At 72.2% G+C, this 19,900-nt stretch carries 20 protein-coding genes; 10 read left to right on the top strand and 10 right to left on the bottom strand.

All coding sequences use genetic code 11. The annotated features are described in order from the left end of the window. Positions 1-16 precede the first annotated feature (16 nt). Both Pen02_RS12415 and Pen02_RS12420 read left to right on the top strand, forming a co-directional pair. Positions 17-727 carry a class I SAM-dependent methyltransferase gene (locus Pen02_RS12415; protein WP_203866137.1) on the top strand — a complete coding sequence of 237 codons (711 nt, stop codon included), beginning with the start codon at positions 17-19 and terminating at the stop codon, positions 725-727. Positions 728-906: 179 nt separating this feature from the next. Continuing rightward, positions 907-1,584 (top strand): DUF899 domain-containing protein, encoded by a 678-nt coding sequence (locus tag Pen02_RS12420; RefSeq protein WP_203866138.1) that lies wholly within the window; start codon positions 907-909, stop codon positions 1,582-1,584. A 74-nt stretch (positions 1,585-1,658) separates the two neighbouring features. Here Pen02_RS12420 and Pen02_RS12425 read toward each other — a convergent pair whose 3' ends face one another. After that, positions 1,659-2,663, bottom strand: coding sequence for an NAD(P)H-dependent glycerol-3-phosphate dehydrogenase (locus Pen02_RS12425; RefSeq protein ID WP_203866139.1), 1,005 nt, complete (start codon positions 2,661-2,663; stop codon positions 1,659-1,661). A gap of 141 nt (positions 2,664-2,804) precedes the next feature. Then, positions 2,805-3,440, bottom strand: a complete 636-nt coding sequence (locus Pen02_RS12430; RefSeq protein WP_203866140.1) for a TetR/AcrR family transcriptional regulator — start codon at positions 3,438-3,440, stop codon at positions 2,805-2,807. A gap of 88 nt (positions 3,441-3,528) precedes the next feature. Here Pen02_RS12430 and Pen02_RS12435 point away from each other — a divergent pair, with 88 nt between their 5' ends. Together Pen02_RS12435 and Pen02_RS12440 are read left to right on the top strand one after the other, a co-directional pair. Further along, a complete protein-coding gene (locus tag Pen02_RS12435; RefSeq protein WP_203866141.1) occupies positions 3,529-5,943 on the top strand; it encodes a PEP/pyruvate-binding domain-containing protein in 2,415 nt (804 codons plus the stop codon). Between the two features lie 335 nt (positions 5,944-6,278). Beyond that, the gene (locus tag Pen02_RS12440; RefSeq protein ID WP_239140530.1) at positions 6,279-7,160 is read left to right on the top strand and encodes an endonuclease/exonuclease/phosphatase family protein; all 882 of its coding nucleotides are present in this window, start codon (positions 6,279-6,281) and stop codon (positions 7,158-7,160) included. A gap of 53 nt (positions 7,161-7,213) precedes the next feature. Here the strand turns inward: Pen02_RS12440 and Pen02_RS12445 are convergent, their stop codons facing one another. Further along, on the bottom strand, positions 7,214-8,167 hold the full coding sequence (locus Pen02_RS12445; protein ID WP_203866142.1) for a helix-turn-helix transcriptional regulator: 954 nt from the start codon (positions 8,165-8,167) through the stop codon (positions 7,214-7,216). 91 nt (positions 8,168-8,258) lie between these two features. On the opposite strand from Pen02_RS12445, the gene Pen02_RS12450 reads away from it, so the two are divergent. Beyond that, entirely contained in the window at positions 8,259-8,675 is a 417-nt protein-coding gene (locus Pen02_RS12450) for a VOC family protein (RefSeq protein WP_203866143.1), read from the top strand. Positions 8,676-8,804: 129 nt separating this feature from the next. Here Pen02_RS12450 and Pen02_RS12455 read toward each other — a convergent pair whose 3' ends face one another. From Pen02_RS12455 to Pen02_RS12470, 4 genes are all read right to left on the bottom strand, one after another. Further along, positions 8,805-9,929, bottom strand: coding sequence for a serine/threonine protein phosphatase (locus tag Pen02_RS12455; RefSeq protein WP_239140532.1), 1,125 nt, complete (start codon positions 9,927-9,929; stop codon positions 8,805-8,807). Positions 9,930-10,082: 153 nt separating this feature from the next. Beyond that, positions 10,083-10,622, bottom strand: a complete 540-nt coding sequence (locus Pen02_RS12460) for a DUF1062 domain-containing protein (protein WP_239140534.1) — start codon at positions 10,620-10,622, stop codon at positions 10,083-10,085. A gap of 389 nt (positions 10,623-11,011) precedes the next feature. Further along, positions 11,012-11,266 (bottom strand): hypothetical protein, encoded by a 255-nt coding sequence (locus Pen02_RS41750; protein ID WP_239140536.1) that lies wholly within the window; start codon positions 11,264-11,266, stop codon positions 11,012-11,014. A 229-nt stretch (positions 11,267-11,495) separates the two neighbouring features. Continuing rightward, positions 11,496-11,963, bottom strand: coding sequence for an HNH endonuclease (locus Pen02_RS12470; RefSeq protein WP_203866145.1), 468 nt, complete (start codon positions 11,961-11,963; stop codon positions 11,496-11,498). Positions 11,964-12,141: 178 nt separating this feature from the next. Here Pen02_RS12470 and Pen02_RS12475 point away from each other — a divergent pair, with 178 nt between their 5' ends. Further along, a complete protein-coding gene (locus Pen02_RS12475) occupies positions 12,142-13,137 on the top strand; it encodes a tyrosine-type recombinase/integrase (RefSeq protein WP_203866146.1) in 996 nt (331 codons plus the stop codon). Positions 13,138-13,434: 297 nt separating this feature from the next. Beyond that, the gene (locus Pen02_RS12480) at positions 13,435-14,115 is read left to right on the top strand and encodes a histidine phosphatase family protein (RefSeq protein ID WP_239140537.1); all 681 of its coding nucleotides are present in this window, start codon (positions 13,435-13,437) and stop codon (positions 14,113-14,115) included. A gap of 24 nt (positions 14,116-14,139) precedes the next feature. Here Pen02_RS12480 and Pen02_RS12485 read toward each other — a convergent pair whose 3' ends face one another. The 3 genes from Pen02_RS12485 to Pen02_RS12495 all read right to left on the bottom strand — a co-directional run bounded on the left by Pen02_RS12485 (position 14,140) and on the right by Pen02_RS12495 (position 17,090). Beyond that, positions 14,140-14,631 carry a cytidine/deoxycytidylate deaminase family protein gene (locus Pen02_RS12485; protein ID WP_203866251.1) on the bottom strand — a complete coding sequence of 164 codons (492 nt, stop codon included), beginning with the start codon at positions 14,629-14,631 and terminating at the stop codon, positions 14,140-14,142. Positions 14,632-15,159: 528 nt separating this feature from the next. Then, positions 15,160-16,176, bottom strand: a complete 1,017-nt coding sequence (locus Pen02_RS12490; protein WP_203866147.1) for an ABC-2 membrane transporter-related protein — start codon at positions 16,174-16,176, stop codon at positions 15,160-15,162. Next, a complete protein-coding gene (locus Pen02_RS12495) occupies positions 16,173-17,090 on the bottom strand; it encodes an ABC transporter ATP-binding protein (RefSeq protein ID WP_203866148.1) in 918 nt (305 codons plus the stop codon). Before Pen02_RS12495 ends, Pen02_RS12490 begins: the two co-directional genes overlap by 4 nt. A gap of 118 nt (positions 17,091-17,208) precedes the next feature. Here Pen02_RS12495 and Pen02_RS12500 point away from each other — a divergent pair, with 118 nt between their 5' ends. From Pen02_RS12500 to Pen02_RS12510, 3 genes are all read left to right on the top strand, one after another. Further along, positions 17,209-17,739: a hypothetical protein gene (locus Pen02_RS12500; RefSeq protein WP_203866149.1), complete on the top strand. Its 531-nt coding sequence runs from the start codon at positions 17,209-17,211 to the stop codon at positions 17,737-17,739. A gap of 113 nt (positions 17,740-17,852) precedes the next feature. After that, positions 17,853-19,109, top strand: coding sequence for a sensor histidine kinase (locus tag Pen02_RS12505; RefSeq protein WP_203866150.1), 1,257 nt, complete (start codon positions 17,853-17,855; stop codon positions 19,107-19,109). Then, positions 19,106-19,765 (top strand): response regulator, encoded by a 660-nt coding sequence (locus tag Pen02_RS12510; RefSeq protein ID WP_203866151.1) that lies wholly within the window; start codon positions 19,106-19,108, stop codon positions 19,763-19,765. The genes Pen02_RS12505 and Pen02_RS12510 overlap by 4 nt, the downstream gene beginning before the upstream one ends. The last annotated feature ends 135 nt before the right edge of the window (positions 19,766-19,900 follow it).

Genomic DNA, 19,900 nt, shown 5'->3' on the forward strand with positions numbered 1-19,900 from the left:
ACCCGGTGGAGGACCGATGACCCCGCAGCACCCCGACTGGTGGCTCGACGAGCTGGCGCACGCCGGCCCCGAGCACCTCGATCCGACCTACGTCGACGGCTACGACCGCAAGGCCGGGCACGACCCGCAGGCCGACCTCGACCTGCTGCGCCGGCACGGGCTGGACGCCGACGCCACCCTGGTCGACCTCGGCGCCGGTACCGGCCGGCTCACCCTGGCCGCCGCGCCGCACTGCCGGCGGGTCGTCGCGGTGGACGTCTCGGCGGCGATGCTGGCCCGGCTGCGGACCGGCGCCGAACTGGCCGGGCTGACGAACGTCGAGCTGGTCCGGGCCGGCTTCCTCAGTTACACCCACCAGGGCCCGCCGGCCGACGTCGTCTACAGCCGGCACGCGCTGCACCAGTTGCCGGACTTCTGGAAGGCGGTCGCACTGACCCGGGTCGCCGCCATCCTCCGGCCCGGCGGGGTCCTGCTGCTGCGCGACCTGGTCTACACCTTCGAGCCGGCGCAGGTGGGGGAGCAGTTCGAAACCTGGTTGGCCGGGGCGGCCGAGTCCACCGCCGACGGCTGGACCCGCGCCGAACTCGCCACCCATATCCGCGACGAGCACAGCACCTTCAGTTGGCTACTCGAACCGATGCTGGTCAAGGCGGGCTTCCGGATCGTCGAGGCCACCCCGAGCCGCGCCCCGGCCACGTACGCCAGCTACGTCTGCGTCCGTACCTGACGGCCGGTCGACAGCCGGACGCCCGTCGTCGCCTCGGCCCGGAATCGACACGATCACGGAACACAGGTGTCGGGGAGCTGGACCGCCACCAGCACAACCCCAGGATCAGCGCGAAAGCTGGGATGCTGGACGGCGGATCAGGTCACTGTGTGTCAGGATGGACGAAGGAGAACTCGATCATGGCTTTGCCACCCGTTGTCGATGACGCTGCCTGGCGTAAGGAGCTGGACGAGCTGCGCGCCCGTGAGAAGGCCGCCACCCGGGAACTCGACGCGATCGCCGCGCAGCGACGACGGCTGCCGATGGTGCGGATGCCCGAATACACCCTGGTCGGAGCCGACGGACCGGTCCGACTCGTCGACATCTTCGACGGCAGATCGCAGTTGATCGTCTACAACCACATGTGGAACCCGGACGCCGAGTGGCAGTGCGGCGGCTGCACCAGCCTCACCTCGTCGTGGACCCGGCTGGGCTTCCTCGACAACTACGACGCCCGATTGGTGATCGTCACCCAGGGCCCGATCGAGGCCGCCCTCGCCTACGCCGAACGCGTCGGCAACACGATGACGTGGTACTCCACCGCCGACAGCCCGTTCGGGGCCGACGTCGACGCACCACCTGGCGGCGGGTTCGCGATGAACGTCTTCCTGCGCGACGGCGAGACCGTCTACCGCACCTGGCACACGACCGGCCGCGGCGTCGAACAGCTCACGTACACGTTCGCGCTGGTCGACGTGCTGCCCTACGGCCGGCAGGAGGACTGGCAGGACTCCCCGGAAGGCTGGCCGCAGAAGCCTGCCTACAGTGGCTGGCTCGACTCGCCCGACGTCGCCCGGCTGTACGGTCCCGCGACCTGACCTGACCGCCTGGACCGGCGAGCTGGCTGGCGGCGGCGCCCAGTGGTGTCCGGCCGGCTCGGCGGCGGCGACGGTCAGCGGCGTTCGGGTTTCGCCGAACGGGCCATCAGCTCCTTCACGGCAACCTGCGGGGACTTTCCGCCCCGCACGATGTCGACGACCATCTCGGCGATCGGCATCTCGACGTCGTGCCGACGGGCCAGGTCGAGTACCGACTCGCAGGAGGTGACCCCCTCCGCCGTCTGCCGGGTCGCCGCGACCGTCTCGTCCACCGTCATGCCGCGACCCAGGTTGGCGCCGAAGGTCTGGTTACGGGACAGCGGCGAGGAGCAGGTGGCGACCAGGTCGCCCATCCCGGCCAGGCCGGCGAAGGAGAGCGGGTCGGCGCCCATCGCCAGGCCGAGCCGGGTCGTCTCGGCCAACCCACGGGTGATCAGGGACGCCTTGGTGTTGTCGCCGAGGCCGAGCCCGCCGGCGATCCCGACCGCCAGGCCGATCACGTTCTTCACCGCCCCGCCGATCTCGCAGCCGACCACGTCGGTGTTGGTGTAGGGGCGGTAGTAGCCGGTGTGGCAGGCGCCCTGGAGTCGCCGGGCCACCTCCTCGTCCCGGCAGGCGACCACGCTGGCGGCGGGCTGGCGCCGTACGATCTCGGGGGCGAGGTTGGGGCCGGAGACGACCGCGATCCGGCGCGGGCCGGCGCCGGTGACCTCCGCGATCACCTGGCTCATCAGCTTGGCGGTGCCGAGTTCGACACCCTTCATCAGGCTGACCAGCACACTGTCCGGGGCGATCGCCGGTGCCCAGCGGGTCAGGTTGGCCCGCAGGGTCTGCGACGGGACGGCGAGCACCACGAATTCGGCGTCCCCGGCGGCTTCGGTCGGGTCCGTGGTGGCGGTGATGCCGGTCGGCAGCGGGATGTCCGGGAAGTAGTCCGGGTTGCGGCCGGTGCGGTTGACCGCGTCGACGAGGTCGGGGCGCCGCCCCCAGAGGGTGACCCGGCAGCCGGCGTCGGCGAGGATCATCGCGAACGCGGTCCCCCAGGAACCCCCGCCGAAGACTGCGATACGGGTGGTCACGCCAGCGGCCTCCGTTGCTCCGGCGCCGCCCGTACGCGGCGCGCGTCCCGGTCGTAGCGTACGGGGTTGGCGGCGTCGGCCCGTACGGCCGAGCGGGTTCTCGGGCACTGCCGCCCGTCGACCGGTCGCGGGGGCCGTCGGTTATCCGCCGGACGTGGCAGGGGCGCCGGCCGGGTCCGGTGTGGAGCCGAACAGCAGCCCGAGGTATGCGTCGAGGGCCGCCACCGCCTCCTCGCCGGAGTAGTGCCGTCCGAGGACGTGGATGCCGAGACCGTCGACCAGTGCCAGCAGAGCGGTGGCGGCGTGCAGCGGGTCGGTCCGTGGCGCATTGTCGCTGGTCGCCTGCACCGCACGGATCTGGTCGGCGAGGAACGCCCGCATCTGGCCGGAGCTGTCCCGCAGCCCGTCGCCGATCGCGGGCTTGACGGCGGCGTAGGCGAGGAAGGCGAGCGAGACGTGGCCTTCGAGCCGTCGGGTCTCGTCCAGCGGCAGGATCTGGATCATCAGCGTACGGATCAGTTCCGCCGGACCGAGGGGCTGGCCGGCGCCCGCCTCGGCGGTGATCCGCTCCTGTGCGTTGCTCATCACCATGTCCAGGGCGAAGGTCATCATCTCGTCCTTGGTGCGGAAGTAGTGCTGCACCATGCCGGTCGACACCCCGGCCTCGGCCGCCACGTGCCGGAGGCTGACGGCCTCCAGGCCCTGGCTGGCGGCGAGCCGCATCAGGGCGTCGGCGAGCTGTTTGCGGCGGGCGAGATGGTCCGCTTTCCTGGGCACCCACCCACTTTACATTGCGGTCGTATTGACATGGGGTCGTCGCCACGATTACATTGCAGTCGTATTGCAAAGGGAAGGGGACCCTGAAGTGAACGTGATCGCGCTGGCCGAGACGTCCGCCGAGCTGGTGGAACTCGTCGGCGGCAAGGCCGCCGGGCTCGGCGAGCTGATCAGGATCGGCGAGCGGGTGCCGGCCGGCTTCTGCCTGACCACCACCGCCCACGAGCACGGAGTGCTGCCACAGGACGAGGTGGACGCGGCGTACCGGGAACTGGGCGGCGGGCCGGTCGCGGTCCGGTCCAGCGCCACGGCCGAAGACCTGCCGTACGCGAGCTTCGCCGGCCAGCAGGACACCTTCCTGGGCGTCACCGGTGCCGACGAGCTGCACAGCGCCATCGCCAAGTGCTGGAGTTCGCTGCACACCGAGCGGGCCGTCGCCTACCGCGAAGCCAACGAGATCGACCAGCGGACCGTCCGGATGGCGGTGGTCGTCCAGCGGATGGTCGACGCCACCGTCGCCGGGGTGCTGTTCACGGCCAACCCGCTCACCGGCTGCCGTACCGAGATGGTCGTCGACGCCGCACCCGGGCTCGGCACCACCGTGGTCGACGGCACCGCCCCGGCCGACCACTACGTCCTGCACGACACCCCGTACGACGAGCGCGGCTGTCTCACCCCGGCCCAACTGGCCGAACTGCACCGGGCCGGGGAACGGATCCAGGCGCACTTCGGCGTACCGCAGGACATCGAATGGGCGTTCGACGCCGACGGTGTGCTGTGGCTGTTGCAGTCCCGGCCGATCACCACGCTGTTCCCGCTGCCGCCGCCGACCGACCGGCCGCTGCCGCGCATCTACCTGGAGTTCGGGCACGTGCAGGGGATGCTGCGCCCGGTCACCCCGATGGGCATGTCCACGCTCCGGGTGATGATCGCCGGCATCCTCGACACGTTCGGCGTCAAGGCCGAGATCGTCGACATCGGCGGGCGCCTCTACGGCGACCTGACCGACCAGGTCCGGAACCCGGCCACCCGCAAGCGCCTGGTGAAGCTGATGGCGGTCGACTTCGGCCCGCGCGCCCAGGCGGTCGTCGCACACGTCCTGACCGACCCCCGGTTCGCCCCGGTGCCGGGCAGCCGGTCCGGAGCCGGTGGCGCGCTCGGCCCCGCACTGCGTACCGCGCCGCGGGCGGTGGCCGGCATCGTCGGCGCGCTGGCCCGGCCGGAGAACGCCCGGATCCGGCTGTTCCAGGAGATCGACCAGCTCCGGCAGCGCACCGCCGTCGCGTCGGCCGGGCTGCGTACCGCGACCGAGCGGCTGAACTACGTCGAGGCGCAGGACCACACCACCCGGTACGACCGGATCATCTGGCCGATCGTCGCCGGCATCCTGACCGCCGCGCTGCCGGCCGAGCTGCTCAAGGGGGTCGCCAGCCAGGCCGAGATCCACGCCGTACTCGGCGGCATGCCGCACAACGTCACCATCGAGATGGACCTGGCGCTGTGGCGGCTCGGCGAGCGGGCCCGGCCGCACCGCGAGCTGCTGTCGACGACACCGCCGGACGCGCTCGCCGCGCGGTACCTCGCCGGCACGCTGCCCGAGATCGGCCTGGCGGAGTTCCTGGACGCCTACGGGCACCGGGCCGTTGCCGAGGTCGACCTCGGGGTGCCCCGCTGGGCCGAGGATCCGACGCCGGTCTTCGCCTCGATCGCGAACTATCTGCGGGTCACCGATCCGGAGCAGGCCCCCGATCGGCGGTTCGCCCGTGCCGCAGCCGAGGCCGAGGCGAAGCTCGCCGAACTCGTCGGGCGGGTGCGGCGGCGTCGCCCGGTCCGGGGCCGGATCGCCGGGTTCCTGCTCCGCCGGGCCCGGGTGCTGGCCGGGCTGCGCGAGTCGGGCAAGTTCGCCGGGCTGTATCCGCTGCGGGAGAGCCGCCGGCAACTGCTGCTGGTCGGCGCGGAACTGGCCGACGGGGGGTTGCTGGACCGGGCCGACGACATCATGTTCCTGACCGTCGCCGAGGCGCGGGCCACCGTCCGGGACGGTGCCGACCAGCGGGACCTGGTCGCCGAGCGGCGGGCGACGTACCGGCGGGAGCTGCGCCGCCGGCACGTACCCGTCTCGGTGCTCTCCGACGGCACCGACGTCGAGGCCGTGCTCGCCCCGGCCACCGCCGCACCCGGCGCGCTGCGCGGCGTCGGCGCGGCCCCGGGTACGGCGACCGGCCCGGCCCGGGTCGTGCACGATCCGGCGACCGCGCACATCGAGCCTGGCGAGATCCTCGTCGCACCGACCACCGACCCCGGCTGGACGCCGCTGTTCCTGACCGCCGGAGCACTGGTCACCGAGACCGGCGCGGCGATGGCACACGGCCCGACGGTGGCCCGGGAGTACGGCATCCCCGCCGTCATCTGCGTACCCGGTGCCACCGGTACGATCAGAACCGGTCAGGTCGTCACCGTCGACGGCAGCGCCGGAACAGTCACCGTCCACCAGGGACAGTAGGCTGGCCCCGGCCCAGTCCCGCCACGCAGACCGACGGACCGGGTGGCCCCGGACCGGTCCCATGGGCCCCGCCAGGCACAGCAAAGCGGTCCGGTCCTGGTTGGCCACGGTGCTCCGGTAACACCGGTAGACCGGCGCGAAGCAGAGGTGGACGACGACCGCCTGCCCGACCCGGAGCGGACGGCCGTCCTGTCGGCCACCGCCGGGGCGCGGCGAGCCGGTGAGCACGGTGGGAGGAGCCGATCCTGGAGGACCAGCCGACGACCGTCCGGCGGCCCCCGGACGCGCGCGGCCGTTCGGCCTGGCGACGCGGCCGGGCGACCGCCGCAGCCGCCGTGCTGGTTAGCCTGCTGCTGACCTGCCATCCGCTGCTACCCAACGGGATCGGCCGGCTGGGCAGCCTGGTGCAGACCTTCCTGCCCTGGCTGGGCCTGGCCGTCCCGGTACTACTGGCGCTCGCGGTGCTGCGCCGCTCTGCCGTAGCGCTGGTCGCCCTGTCGCTGCCGGCCGCCGCCTGGCTCGGCCTGTTCGGCGGTGCACTGCTGCCGGCGACGGAATCGGGCGGCATCACCGTGGTCCAGCACAACGCCAGCGACGAGAACGCCGACCCGGCCGGCACGGCCAGGGCGCTGACCGAGGCCCGGCCCGACCTCATCGGACTCCAGGAACTGACCCCGCCGGCGCTGTCGGCGTACGCGGCGGCGCTGGCGCCGGACTATCCGTACCACTCGGTGCGGGGCACGGTCGGGCTGTGGTCGAGGTATCCGCTGGTGGACGACCGGCTGCTGGACATCCGGCCGGCCGGGTTCGGCACGGACTGGAACCGTGCACTGCGCGCCACGGCACGAATGCCCGACGGCGACGTCGCCGTGTACGTCGCGCACCTGCCGTCGGTACGGCTCGGCCTTCCCGACGGGTTCGGCAGCGCGCGGCGGGACGAGAGTGCCCGGCTGCTGGCCTCGGCGGTCGCCGCCGAGCGGCTCGACCGGGTCATCCTGCTGGGCGACCTCAACGGCACCGTGCACGACCGAGGGCTGGCGCCGCTGCGGGCACACCTGCCGTCGACCGGATCCGCCTTCCCGTTCAGTTGGCCGACGGCGCTGCCGGTCGCCCGGATCGATCAGGTGATGGCCGGGTCGGCGACGGTCACGGACCTCTGGTCGCTGCCGCCGACCGGCAGCGACCACCTGCCGATCGCGGCCCGGATCAGGCTCTGACCGGCCCGCTGCCGTCCGCCGCGCCGAGCCGCGTCGGGGTTGAGCGTTCAGATTCAGCCGTGTTCGGCGGCGTAGCGGTCGGCCAGTTCGGTGCCGATCCGGGCCAGTTCGGCGCGTACGGATCGCGGTTCGAGCACCTCGATCATCGCTCCCCAGCCGGCGAGCTGCCGGGCGATGTCCAGCGGGGTCGGCGCGGCGACCCGGACTTGGGTACGCCCGTCCGCCACCTCCCCGTCGGCGTGGCAGTGCAGGCCGAACTGGTCCCGCAGCACCGGTACGAACCGGGTTTCGACGAGTACGGTCGCCCAGGTGCGGGATCGGCGTTGCTCCACCTCGCCGACCACCTGGTGCCACGCGGCGGTGAGGGTGAAGTCGGCCGGACGCTCGGCGGGCTCTGCGGTCGGCTCGGCCGCGACGATCCGGTCGACCCGGAAGGTCCGCTGTCCCCGATCGGTTCCGGCGACCAGATACCAGACGTCGTCCTTGTCGACCAGGCCCCACGGGTCGATTAGGCGTTCGGTGTGCTCGCGGCGGCTGTCGAGGTAGTCCAGCCGGACCTTCCGCCGCCCGATCACCGCCGCTTGCAGCAGGTCGACCAGTTCGGGCCGGTGCCGGACCCGCCCGCTCCACCGGGTCGGATCGGTCATCGTGGCTTCGGCCGCCGCCTCGGCGTCGGCCCGGAAGGTCTGCGGCAGGGCCCGGAGGAGTTTGCGCAGTGCCGCCCTGGCCTGGTCCGAACCGGCGGCGGCCGGGCCGAGCAGCAGGAACAGCTCCCGTGCCTCCGGGGCGGACAGTCCACTGAGGTCGGTACGGGCACCGCCGACCAGTGACCAGCCACCGTTACGGCCCGGCTGCGGGTACACCGGGACGCCGGCCGCGGACAGCGCCTCCAGGTCGCGGCGGGCGGTGGCCACGGAGACTTCGAGTTCGTCGGCCAGTTCGGCGGCGGTCACCCGGCCCCGGGCCTGCATCAGCAGGAGGGCGGCGACGAGACGGTCGGCACGCATGTCCCCAGCCTGCCAAGAAAAGTGCTCAATTGGTGAGCACTTTCAGCCGGAGGATGAATGTCGTCAGTACTCGAAGGGAAGGAACGCAGCCATGTTGCGCGGACTCACCACCATCAGCCTCTTCGCCGACGACGTCCCGGCCGCCCGGAACTGGTACGCGGAACTGCTCGGCACCGACGCGTACTTCGTACGCCCGGCCGAGGGGACACCGGCGTACGTCGAGTTCCGGATCGGCGACTACCAGCACGAACTCGGCATCGTCGACAGCCGGTACGCCCCGCACAGCCACTCGGAGAAGCCGGGCGGCGCGATCGTCTACTGGTACGTCGACGACGTCCAGGCGAGCTTCGACCGGCTGCTGTCGCTGGGCGCCACGGTGCACGAGAAGCCGACCGAGCGTGGCCCTGGCTTCGTCACCGCGTCCGTGGTCGACCCGTTCGGCAACCTGCTCGGCATCATGTACAACGAGCACTACCTGGAGGTTCTCCGGTCACGGCCGCAGCGGTGACCCGTGTCGCCGGCCACGGCCCGGGGCCACGGTGCCGCACGGGACCGAACTGCCCGGGCCGTGGCCAGGTCGACCGGATCTCGGGGGAGTAACCGGGCGATCGACTTCCCGGACGAGACGTCGGGGCCGCTACCTCGTCAGCGGCGCGGGCTGCGCGAGGCCGGGCACCTCGGCCATCGCGCGGGCGACGGCCTCCGCCGGGTACGGCGCGGTCCGGCTCTCGCCGAACAGATCCCAGTAGAAGTCGTTCACGATCGCCGCGATCGGGGCGTACCGGCTGACGATCGCCGCCACCTCGGCCGGTACGCCCACCACCTCGGCGCCGGCCGCACAGCGCCGGACGTACTCGTTACGCGCCACCGGGCCGCCGGTGCGCGGGGTGGGTACCCCGCAGACGTTGCTGACCAGCCAGTTGACGAGCCGGGTCAGCGCGTAGCAGAGGTCGTGGCTCAAATTGCGGGCGACGAAGTCGGCCTCGGCGGGGGAGAGGTCGAACCGGGGCGACGTGGCGAGCCCGAGGTCGGCGAGGTAGAGCCGCCGGCCGTCGGTGAGGATGTTGCCGAAGTGGGCGTCGAAGTGCAGCAGCCCGCTGGCGTTCATGGCGGGGATGTCGGTACGCAGGCACCGTTCCACCATCTCGGCGGCGGCGACGACCGCCCCGGCTCCGGACCGGAGTCGACCGTCCAGCCAGTTGTCGAGGGTGTCCGGGATGTACTCCAGGAAGAGCAGGACGGACGCCGACGCCGACGCGAGCGCCTCGATCCGGACCCGCACCGCCGGTGACCCGTCCCAGTAGGCGACCACCCGTTCGACGTCGACGAGTTCGTCGGCCAGCGGTGGCGCGCCGGGCAGCAGGCGCCAGTGGTACATCAGGGGAAAGGCCGCCGACTGCCCGCCGATCACCTGTTGGGTCGTCCAGATGGTCGCGGCCAGTTCCCGCCAGGCGCCGAACCCGGGGCCGCCGACGCCGTAGTGGCAGTACGTCGGCAGCCCGAACAGGTTCGCCGTCGACCGGACGTTCTCCGGACGACGCTCCAGGTCGGTCAGGGGTACGCGCTTCACGAAGACGGGTACGCCGTCCACGTCCAGCACTGCGGAGGTGCCGCCGATACCGGCGCCGAGGTGCCGGGCGCCCGCCACGAGCCGGCCGAGTTCCTGGTCGCTCAGCAGCGCCAACGCGGTCGCCACCCGGCCGTGCCCGGCCAGACGTGCACCGTGCGAGTTCTCCGTGTCGTGGCGGGTGAGTGCGATCAACCTCGTACCCTCCGGCTCCGTCCCAGGGTTTCCAGCATCCGGGCCCGGCAGCCCGGTACGTCGCGTTCGCCGCATCGGACATCATCTCTCCTGGGACACCGGTTCGGTGGGTGTCGCCGGGCGGATCGGGTGGCCCGCCCGGCGACCTCCCCGCTAGTCCGCGGCCATCACGGTGAAGGTGAATCCGGCGCTCGTCGTACGGCGCAGCGGAACATCACACTTGATCCGCCGCAGTACCTCGTTCCTGCTGAGGCCGAGCCCCTGCGCGATGAGCCGTTCCGGGCGCACCGGTACCGGATCCTCGAAGACGACCGCCACCTGGACCGGCCATGCCTGGTCGAGCGATCCCGACGGGATGTCCAGCCGCCAGGCGCCCGTCCAGTCCAGGCTGAACCGGTTGCGTCGGGCGAGCAGCGGGTCCAGCAGCCTGGACGCCACCAGTTCCGGATCGTTGACGCGGTAGCCGTGGAGTTCGGCCGGATCGAAGGACCTGACCGACGTCCGCTCGTACACCGTGAGTTTGCTCGTCCGATCGCAGGACACGCAGCGGACCAGCAGCCACACGTCCAGCAGCTTGCTGTTGGCGTTGACGCGGAACCTGCCCTCGGCGGTGGTGGCCGACTCCGACCGGCAGTCCACGCACCGCAACGAGAGCAGCGGCAGCCTGGTCCGCCGAACGACCCAGGGCAGCACGATATGAGGTTGTGAAGACATGATTTCCAGACCTGATCTCTAGACCTGACACGAGGCCGATCAGCGCGGCCTCGAACGCTGTATGACCGGGCGCATCAGGGCAGCCCGGCGGAACCGACGGAGGCGTCGGCTACAGGTGAGTGGAAAAAGGTGTCAGGTCGAGAGAGCAGGCGGGGTCACGCGGTCTTGTCCTCATTCTCACGGCGACGGGCCGCAGGCAACGTACGGGAACGAGGCGCGAGACTCAAACGATTTCCGACCGGCACCGTGTCAGTGCCACCGTCCGAAACCGTGTCGGTGCCACCGTGTCCCGTCGGCGGCCAGGGCGATGGTGTCCCGGCGTAGCCCCATGGCGCCCAACGCTACGCCGAGCCTCGTCGAACGCGTTCTCAGACCGCGCGGACTTCGGCGAGCCGCTTGACCGCGTACTCGTCGTCCCAGCAGACAGCGGCTTCCCATGCGGCCGACGCTTGCGCGGCGATGTCGTACGCGTCGTCGTCGAGGCCGGCGGCGTTGTCGGGCAGCACGAGATCGAGGTCGGGGACGTCGACGCGCACGCCCCACACGTCGTTGGCGACTCCGCCAGCGAGCGGTGCGATGCGAGCGACGCCTTCACCCCACTGCCCGAGCGCCTCCCACCCCACGGGCCACATCCCAGCGGTTCCCAGCAGCACTGTTCTCGGAGCGCGGGCCGCCCGATTATTGGATTTCCATTACCGGTAATCCAATAATCGGGTTTTATGGCACCCGAGGCGGCGTCCGGAGCCTCGGGAGGGGGTGCATCATAATGACAGTTATTTACCGTAAGGATTTACGCTGGTGTACTACGGTCGTCGGCGGTCCGATTCCGGGAGCGGCATCCGGCGGCCGGCGTCAGTTCGTTGTGCGGCCGTAGCTGGCGCGGCCCTCCGCGACCTGGCGTGCCTGCCGTTCGCGCCACCGCTGCTGCGCGTCCGCGTTGCAGCGTCGGCAGACCTTGCGATAGCGGCCGGTGCGGGGGTCGAGCTCACGGTCGTGCCCGTTGCGGCACCGAGGTTCCTGCTTGCGGCTGCGACAGTTCTCGGCGTGACTGAGCTGACGCAGGTGGCTCGGCTCGATACAGTCCGGCACCCCGCAGACGTGGTCGACTTCCCGCTCGGGGTCGTAGTCACCGACGAAGACGACGTATGCGGCGATGTGCGCCCATGCCCGACCCGCCACCTTCTGGTGCACGCCCCGCCGGCTCCCGTAGCCGCGTACGACGAGACAGCCGTCCGCCGTGCGCGCCGAGCGGTCCAGCAGGTACGTCCGGAGCGTCTCCTCGGTGAAATGGCGGGACAAGCCGCTGATCTGGGAGAGCACGTCGGGAGGATAGCGGGCACCTGCGATACGTCCCGTGGTCGGCGGCAACGCCCCGCTGTCCCGACCCGGCCGGGTCCAATCCGAGCTGTCCCGACCAGGCCGGGTCCACTCGACGAGTGGCGTCCCGCCGGGCGTGCCCCGGCACGAATCCGCGGCCCGGTCTGAGAGTCTTCCTCACATGCCGTCTTCCGAGGTCGTGCCCCGCAGGTCGAGCAGTCCCGCGCTGGCCGCCGCCGGGTCCGCCGAGTTCACCGAAGCCTGGCTGGACAACCGGCGGCTGTCCGAGCACACCCGCGAGGCGTACCGGCGGGACGTCGCCGGGTGGCTGAGCTGGTGCGACGGCCGAGACCTCGATCCACTGCGGGCCACGTTCCTCGACGTCAACGCGTACGCCCGTCAGTTGGAGGCGACGCCCGCGCTCCGGAGTGGCCGTCCGCTCACCCCGACCACCGTCGCCCGCCGCCTCTCCGCCCTGTCCAGTTGGTACGAGTTCCTGGTCAAGCTGCACGCCGTCGACACCAATCCGGTGGCCGCCGCCGACCGCCCCCGGGTCGACCGGGACCACTCCGCCACCATCGGCTTGACTCCCGACGAGGTCGACGCGTTACTGGCTGCGGCCGAGGCCGACACGGGACCGACCGCCGTCCGGAACCGGGCCACCATCACCCTGCTTGCCGACCTGGGGCTGCGGGTAGGCGAGTTGATCTCGCTGAACCTGACCGATCTCGGTACCGAGCGTGGGCATCGCAGCATCCGCTTCGTCGGCAAAGGCGGCAAGGTCCGGCGCCGCGCCCTGACCCCTGGCAGCGCGTACGCGGTGGACGCCTATCTGGCCGCTCGGGCCGCCGGCCAGGGGCTCACCGTGCCGGAGGTGACCGGCCCGCTGCTGGTCACCGCGACCGGTGCGCGGCTGGATCGGAACTCGGTGTTCCGGCTCGTCCGCCGACTCGCCCAGGCAGCGGGCATCCACGCCTGGGCGAGGCTGTCGCCGCACTCGCTGCGGCACGCGTTCGCCACCACCGCCCGCGCCGAAGGGGTGTCCCTGGAGGACGTGCAGGACGCGATGGGTCACGCGGACCCGCGTACGACCCGCCGCTACGACCGGGACCGGCACAACCTCGACCGCGATCCTGCGTACGCCATCTGGGCGGCCCGCGCCCGCCGCCGAGGCTGACGACGGGATCGGCGGACACGAGGCCCGGGTGTCGGCGGTCAGAGCGCCGTACGGTGGATACGGTCGGCCGTTGCTCGACGCGCTCTCTGCCCACCCGCTCCCCGTCCGGGTCCACGACACGTTCGACATCGGCCAGATCGAGAGTGCGCCGAACCGTATCGGCCAGGTCCAGAGTTCGCCGAACCGTAGGCCGGGTCGAGAGTTCGCCGGACGGTCGACCACTGGCCACACCGACCGTGGGAGGCAGGGCTGAGCAGCGACGACGGCCGTACCGTCGATTGCCTCGCGGAGTTGACGGTGTTGCGGCACGGGCAGAGCACGGCGAACGCCGCCTTCGTCGAGGCGGCGGCGGCCGGACGACCCGACACCGACGTGCGCGGTCGGGACCGGGACGTGCAACTGTCGACGCTGGGCCGGGAACAGGCCGCCGCCAGTGGGCGCCGGTTGGCGGCACTGCCGGCGGAACGACGGCCGCAGGCGGTGATCTGCTCGCCGTACCGTCGGGCGCGGCAGACCTGGCGGATCGCCTCGGCGGCGGCCGGGGCGAGCGGGGTTCGGCTACCGGAGGCGTCGGTCGACGAGCGTCTGCACGACCGTCTGATGGGCGAGTGGGAACTGCTGACCGGCGCCGCGATCGCGCAGCGGTTCCCGGCGGAGGCGGAGCGGCGCCGGGCGACCGACGAGTTCCACTACCGGCCGCCGGGCGGTGAGTCGCTGCTCGACGTCGGATCCCGACTCGTGCCGCTGCTCGACGACGCGCACCGGACGTACCCGGGGCAACGGCTGCTGCTGGTCGCCCACGACGCGGTGGTGCTGATGCTCCGGCACCTGGTCGAGGGGCTGTCGCTGGACGACCTGCGTGCCGTCGTCGCCGCCGGGCCGGTCGCGAACGCCTCCTTCACCCGGTGGACGAGGAACGACGACCGGATGACGTTGGCGGAGTACAACTCGGTCGCCCACCTGTCCACCGGCGACTGACGACCGGGGTGGCGGTGCCGCGCGTCACTTCCAGCGACTGTCCCACGGATCGTCGGGTGGTCCGAGTACGTGCGCGTTGATCTCGACGACGAGGTGGCCCAGGTCGCCGATCTCGACGACGTCGACGCCACCTGTCCGGAGGGTCTGCACACCGTCGCAGTCGGCGAACAGCAGCGGCTCGCGCAGCGCCAGTACCACTCGGGTGATGCCGGCGGCGAGCAGCAAACTGGTGCAGGGAACCGGCCGGGACCGGCGTACGGTGCAGGGCTCCATCGAGGTGTAGACGGTGGCCCGGGAGAGGTCGAGGTCGTCCCGGCCGGCGAGCTTCGTCAGGGCGGCCTCCTCCGCGTGGTGGTGCGGATCGGTCTCGCCGGTGTAACCGCTGGCCAGCGCCTCGCCGTACTCGTCGACGACGATCGCCCCGACGGCGTAGTGGGTCGGCGAGGGCGGCGAGAGCCGGGACAGTTCGATGGCCGCCCGTAGCCATCGCCGGTCCTGGTCGGGTCCGCCGCTCATGTCCGGCCGCGACGATCCGTCGGCGCGTACCCGCGAGCGGTCGGCGTCGTCGGCGGCGCTGCCGGCCGGGTCATCCGCCCCGACGACGGTCACCACGTCGCCGACGCGGTGCGGAACCTGTCCCGCCACGGCGACGCACCCCCCGACCCTCCCGCGCCTCTCGGTGTTCGGCCACCCCGCCCTACGCTACGGCGCGACCGAGGGCGTGCCCCGCGACTTTTTCGGCGCCGTGCCGGAAGACACGTTTCTCGGCGCTGTGCCGTGATACACGACGACATCATGGCCGAGATCACCGACCCGGTGGCCGCCGGGGCGTCCGTGGCGTCCTCCCCGGTCGCCGGACTCGACGAGCGCTCGCCGGGCGGTGCGTTCTCCGGCGGGCAGCAACAGCGGCTCGCTCCCCGGGTGGTGCCGGAGAGTCTGCGACGAGCGCCTGGTGCTGGCTCGTCCCAGACCCTCCGGGCCCGTGTCGCCCCGCCGGCCGCATCCCGCCCGGCTCGGTGCGAGCGGGATGCGGCCGGCCAGCGGTCAGGTGACCCGACGGCGGATCCGCCACAGGCCGAAGCCGCCCAGCAGCACGCTGAGTCCGAGGTAGATCGCCGACTCCAGCCACTGGAACGGCCAGTACCGGTGCTCGGGTTGGTAGGCCAGGTCGACGTGCAGGTCCAGGTCGCCGAGGCAGCGGGCGGTGTCGCCGAACGTGCCGGTCGCCCCGGTCTTCGGCGGGCTCATCAGGCAGTCGTCGAACCGTCCGGCGTCGAGTGCCCGGCCGTCCGAGGTACGCAGCTCGCTGGTGTACGTGACCCAGGCGTCCGGAACGGTCACCCCCCGTACGACGGCGGCGCCGGTGATGCTGCCGAGGCCGCGTACCTGGTTGATGGCGTCGGCGGTCATCGGTCGGGTGACGGTGGCCGGCGGCATCAGGTGTGGGCGTATCAGGTTCGGCATGCCGAACTGGACGACGGTGAAGGCGAGCACCGTCAGCGCCATCGCCGGCAGGGTACGCCGGACGACGAGCCCGAGCACGGTGCCGAGGGTGACCGCGAACAGGGCGTACCCGATGGGGGTGATGTTGCGGGCGCCGAACACGACGGTGCTGAACCGGTCGTCGGCGGCCGTGTCGACCGGGCTGGCGGCCCAGGTGAGCAGCAGGCTCGCCAGGCCGGCCACGGCCGCGGCGGCCAGGGCGACGAAGAGCAGCCGGGTGGCGAGCCAGCGCCGCCGGGAGACGCTCTGGTTCCACACCAGCCGGTGGGTGCCGGCCTCCAGTTCGCGGGCGACGAGCGGGGCGCCCCAGAACATCCCGAGGATGCCGGGGACGAGCCCGAGCAGGCCGGCCAGGATCAGCAGGGTGTTCTGGTATTCGCCGACGAACTGGGCCATCGCCTGGGCACAGTCGCCCTGCGGCTGGCACCGTGCGAGGTAGCCGGCCCGGCTGTCGCGGATCCGCAGCCCGAGGTGCAGCAGGTAGGCGGCGAGCACAGCCAGGGCACCGACGCCGACCAGCGCCTGGGTCCGGAACTGTCGCCAACTCAGCCAGATCATCGCCGGACCTCCCCGGCAGGCACGGCGGCGCGGGCGGCCGTCGGGTCGGCGGCCCGGGTCAGGTAGCCGAGGACCATTTCCTCGAGCCGGACCGGCTCCGTTGGCCACGGTGTCGGCGGCAATCCACCTTCGGCCCGGACGAGCACCCGACTGTCCCGGTCGGCGTGCTCGACGTGGATCACCTCGACCCCGGCCGGCAGCCGGTCGAGCTGGTCGCGGGGGACGAGCAGCCGGTGGTGGCCGGCCAGCAGATCGGGTACGTCGCCGGCCACCTGCACCCGGGACCCGGAGAGTACGACCAGGTGGTCGCAGACCCGTTCCACGTCGTCGAGCAGGTGCGACGAGAGTACGGCGCTGGCGCCGAGTTCGGCGACGAACTCCCGCAGGTTCCGCATGAACCCGTCACGGGCCAGCGGGTCGAGCGCGGCGGCCGGCTCGTCGAGAATCAGCAGCTCAGGGCGTTTCGCGGCGGCGACAGTCAACGCCAACTGCGCCCGCTGGCCGCCGGAGAGCCGTCCGGCCCGTTGCGCCGGTTGCAGCCCCACCTGGGCGATCCGGCGTTCGGCGAGCGCCTGGTCCCAGGAGGGGTTCAGCCGGGCGCCCATCCGCAGGTGGTCGGCGACGGTGAACGACGCGTACACCGGGGTGTCCTGGGCGACGAAGCCGACCCGGGCCAGGTGTGCGGCGGTCGACGCCGGGCGTGACCCGAGCACCTCCAGGGTGCCCGAGGTCGGCGTGATCAACCCGCAGGCCAGTTGCAGCAACGTCGACTTACCGGCCCCGTTCGGGCCGACCAGGCCGATCACCCGCCCGGCGGGGATCGTCAGGGTGCAGTCGGTCAGCGCCGGTCGGCGGCCGTAGCGTTTGGTCAGGTGCTCGGCGTGCAGCACCGGACAGGAATCCCGTGTTGGCATTGCCCCATCGTCGGCACGTCGCCGGGCGCCGGCATCGGTCCACGGCACGGTCGGCGGCGCCCGGAACCGTACTTCCGGCCGGTTCGGGGCGGGTCGCACCGTTCCTAGCCTTCCGGGCATGGATCACACGGAACACCCGGCGGGGCCGGGCAGGGTACTGGTCGACGTCGGGCTCGGCGTGCTGTCCGCCGCAGGGTCGGCCGGCACGGCGTACCTGTTGGCGACGAGTTGGGGCGGCGCGTACTGGGTGTTCGGCTGCGCGGTCGGGGTGGTGGTGACCGTGCTGGCCCTGTCGCGCGCCCGGCGACGGAGCTGGCCGGTCTTCACCGCCCTGGTCGTCGCCGGGCTGGCGGTCGGGCTGGCCGGGCTCGCCGACCTGCCCCAGGAGCCCGGTCCGGTCACCGCTCTGGCGCTGGCCGTGCTGACCGGTTCCGCGCTCCGTACGCTGCCGGCGCCGAGGGCCGCCGCCGTGGCGGTCGCGGGCTTCGGCGTGGTCGCCGGCAGTTGGCTGTCCGCCGGCCCGGGGTTCACCGCCGTAACGGTGTGGAACCTGGCGGGCTGGATCGCCGCCGTGCTGACCGGCCTGGGTCTGCGGGCCGCCGGGACGCACACGACCGAGGGGGAGCGGGCGGACCCGATCCACCGGTGACGGGAGTGCCCGGCGCAGTGCCGTCCTGGCCTGGTCCGAACCGGCGACCCCGTCCACGGGCTTACGTCCGTGGACGGATGCCGGCTCCGCGGGTCGGTGGCTAGTCTCGCGGCGTGGACGCCAGCTCGTACCCGCTCCGGCCGCCGCTGCGGCACCGCCTTCCTCCGGTGGCGCGATCGGCCCTGGTCTGGTGCGCGATCGCCGCGTTTCCCGTCGTACTGGTCGTTACCGTGGCGTTCCTCGCAGGCGACGACCCTCGATACCACAACGCCGTCCAGACGATCCCCCGCTACGCGCTACCGGTCCTGACGATGGCACTGCCCGCCGTCCTGCTTCGGCGGGTCCCGCTGGTGACTCTGACGCTGATTCTCCTCGCGGCGGCGACCATGACGGTGACGGTCCATTCGCCGTTCACCGGCCATCCGAGCGACCTGCGCTACCTGGAGCTGCTGGCGATCAACCTGACCGTCGGGTACGTCGCGGCGACCCGGTCGCGCCGGCTCTCGGTGCCGGTGGCCGTGTTGACGCTCTGCCTCGAGATCCTCGTCGGCTACCTCAACCCGGGCGACGCCAACCCGGTCTTCCAGCCGGAGATCCCCACCCTGGCGATGCTGGCCACCTGGATGATCGGCAACTCGGTCCGGTCCCGGCGGCAGTACGCCGACGCGCTGCGCTCGCAGGCGACCGCCCAGGCGGTCACCGCCGAGCGGCTGCGCATCGCCCGTGAGCTGCACGACATGGTGGCGCACAGCATCGGCATCATCGCGATCCAGGCCGGGATGGGCAGCCGGGTGATCCAGTCCCGGCCGGCCGAGGCCGGTGCCGCGTTGCGGGCGATCGAGACGACCAGCCGGGAGACCCTCGCCGGGCTGCGGCGGGTGGTCGGCGGGCTCCGCCAGGCGGACCGGCCTGATTCGGGTTCGCGGGAACATCCGGACCCGTCCGACCCGGGTTCGCGGGATCCGGCGCCGGGGCTGGCCGACCTGGAGCGGCTGGCCACGGTGACGGCAGAGGCGGGGGTGCGGGTCGAGCTGTGCTGGCGGGGGGACCGGCGCCCGCTGCCCGCCGACATCGAGCTGTCCGCGTACCGGATCGTGCAGGAGGCGGTGACCAACGTCGTCCGGCACGCCGGTACGGCGGACTGCCGGGTCGTCGTCGACTACCGGGAGGAGGAGCTGTGCGTGGAGATCGTCGACGAGGGGCGCGGCGGCCCGGTCGCCGGCACCGGCTTCGGGATCACCGGGATGCGGGAACGGGTCGCTCTGCTGCACGGCGAGTTCCGCGCCGAACCGGTGGCCGAGGGAGGTTTCCGGGTGGCGGTCCGGCTACCGCTGCCGGAGAACGTGCCGGTTTCCGCGGAGCCGCGATGAGTGTCCGGGTGGTGCTCGCCGACGACCAGCCGCTGGTCCGGTCCGGCCTGCGGGTGCTCGTTGCCGAGACCTCCGACCTGACGGTGGTCGGTGAGGCGGGGACGGGCGCGGAGGCGGTCCAACTGGCCCGGGACGTCCGGCCGGACGTGGTGCTGATGGACATCAGGATGCCCGGCATGGATGGGATCGAGGCGACCCGGCGGATCGTGGCCGACGGCGGGCCGGTCCGGGTACTCGTGCTGACCACCTTCGACGAGGACGCGCACGTCTACGGGGCACTGCGGGCCGGGGCGAGCGGTTTCCTGGTCAAGGACATGGCCGTGGACGACATCCTCGCGGCGATCCGGGTGGTGGCCGCCGGAGACGCGCTTATCGCGCCGAGCGTCACCCGCCGACTGATCGCCGGTTTCGTCGGGTCCGGCCCGGCGCCCGCCCGGCCGGCCGGTCCGGTGGCCGGCATCACCGAACGGGAGCGGGAGGTGTTGACCCTGATCGGGCTGGGCCGGTCGAACAGCGAGATCGCCGACGAGCTGTTCATCACGGTGGCGACCACGAAGTCGCACGTGGCCCGGCTGCTGACCAAGCTCGATGCCCGGGACCGGGTACAGCTCGTGATCATCGCGTACGAGCTGGGTCTGGTCGCGCCCGCCCGCTGACCGGTGCCGTTTCGTTGCCGGAGCACAGGCGGCTGTGCGTTGCGGGGTGGCGTCGGTCGGTGCCCGACACGGTGCGCTGCCGACCTGACACGCCATACGTGAATACCTCCGCCGATACCACCGGGCGTACCATCG

It is taken from the genome of Plantactinospora endophytica, assembly GCF_016862915.1.
Lineage (GTDB): Bacteria > Actinomycetota > Actinomycetes > Mycobacteriales > Micromonosporaceae > Plantactinospora > Plantactinospora endophytica.

Bases quoted from the DNA above. Each gene is read 5' to 3' on its own strand.
- Pen02_RS12485 (WP_203866251.1), bottom strand. From the start codon at position 14,631: ATGAGCGGCGGACCCGACCAGGACCGGCGATGGCTACGGGCGGCCATC.
- Pen02_RS12475 (WP_203866146.1), top strand. From the start codon at position 12,142: ATGCCGTCTTCCGAGGTCGTGCCCCGCAGGTCGAGCAGTCCCGCGCTG.
- Pen02_RS12490 (WP_203866147.1), bottom strand. From the start codon at position 16,176: ATGATCTGGCTGAGTTGGCGACAGTTCCGGACCCAGGCGCTGGTCGGC.
- Pen02_RS12420 (WP_203866138.1), top strand. From the start codon at position 907: ATGGCTTTGCCACCCGTTGTCGATGACGCTGCCTGGCGTAAGGAGCTG.
- Pen02_RS12445 (WP_203866142.1), bottom strand. From the start codon at position 8,167: ATGCGTGCCGACCGTCTCGTCGCCGCCCTCCTGCTGATGCAGGCCCGG.
- Pen02_RS12500 (WP_203866149.1), top strand. From the start codon at position 17,209: ATGGATCACACGGAACACCCGGCGGGGCCGGGCAGGGTACTGGTCGAC.
- Pen02_RS12510 (WP_203866151.1), top strand. From the start codon at position 19,106: ATGAGTGTCCGGGTGGTGCTCGCCGACGACCAGCCGCTGGTCCGGTCC.
- Pen02_RS12450 (WP_203866143.1), top strand. From the start codon at position 8,259: ATGTTGCGCGGACTCACCACCATCAGCCTCTTCGCCGACGACGTCCCG.
- Pen02_RS12495 (WP_203866148.1), bottom strand. From the start codon at position 17,090: ATGCCAACACGGGATTCCTGTCCGGTGCTGCACGCCGAGCACCTGACC.
- Pen02_RS12415 (WP_203866137.1), top strand. From the start codon at position 17: ATGACCCCGCAGCACCCCGACTGGTGGCTCGACGAGCTGGCGCACGCC.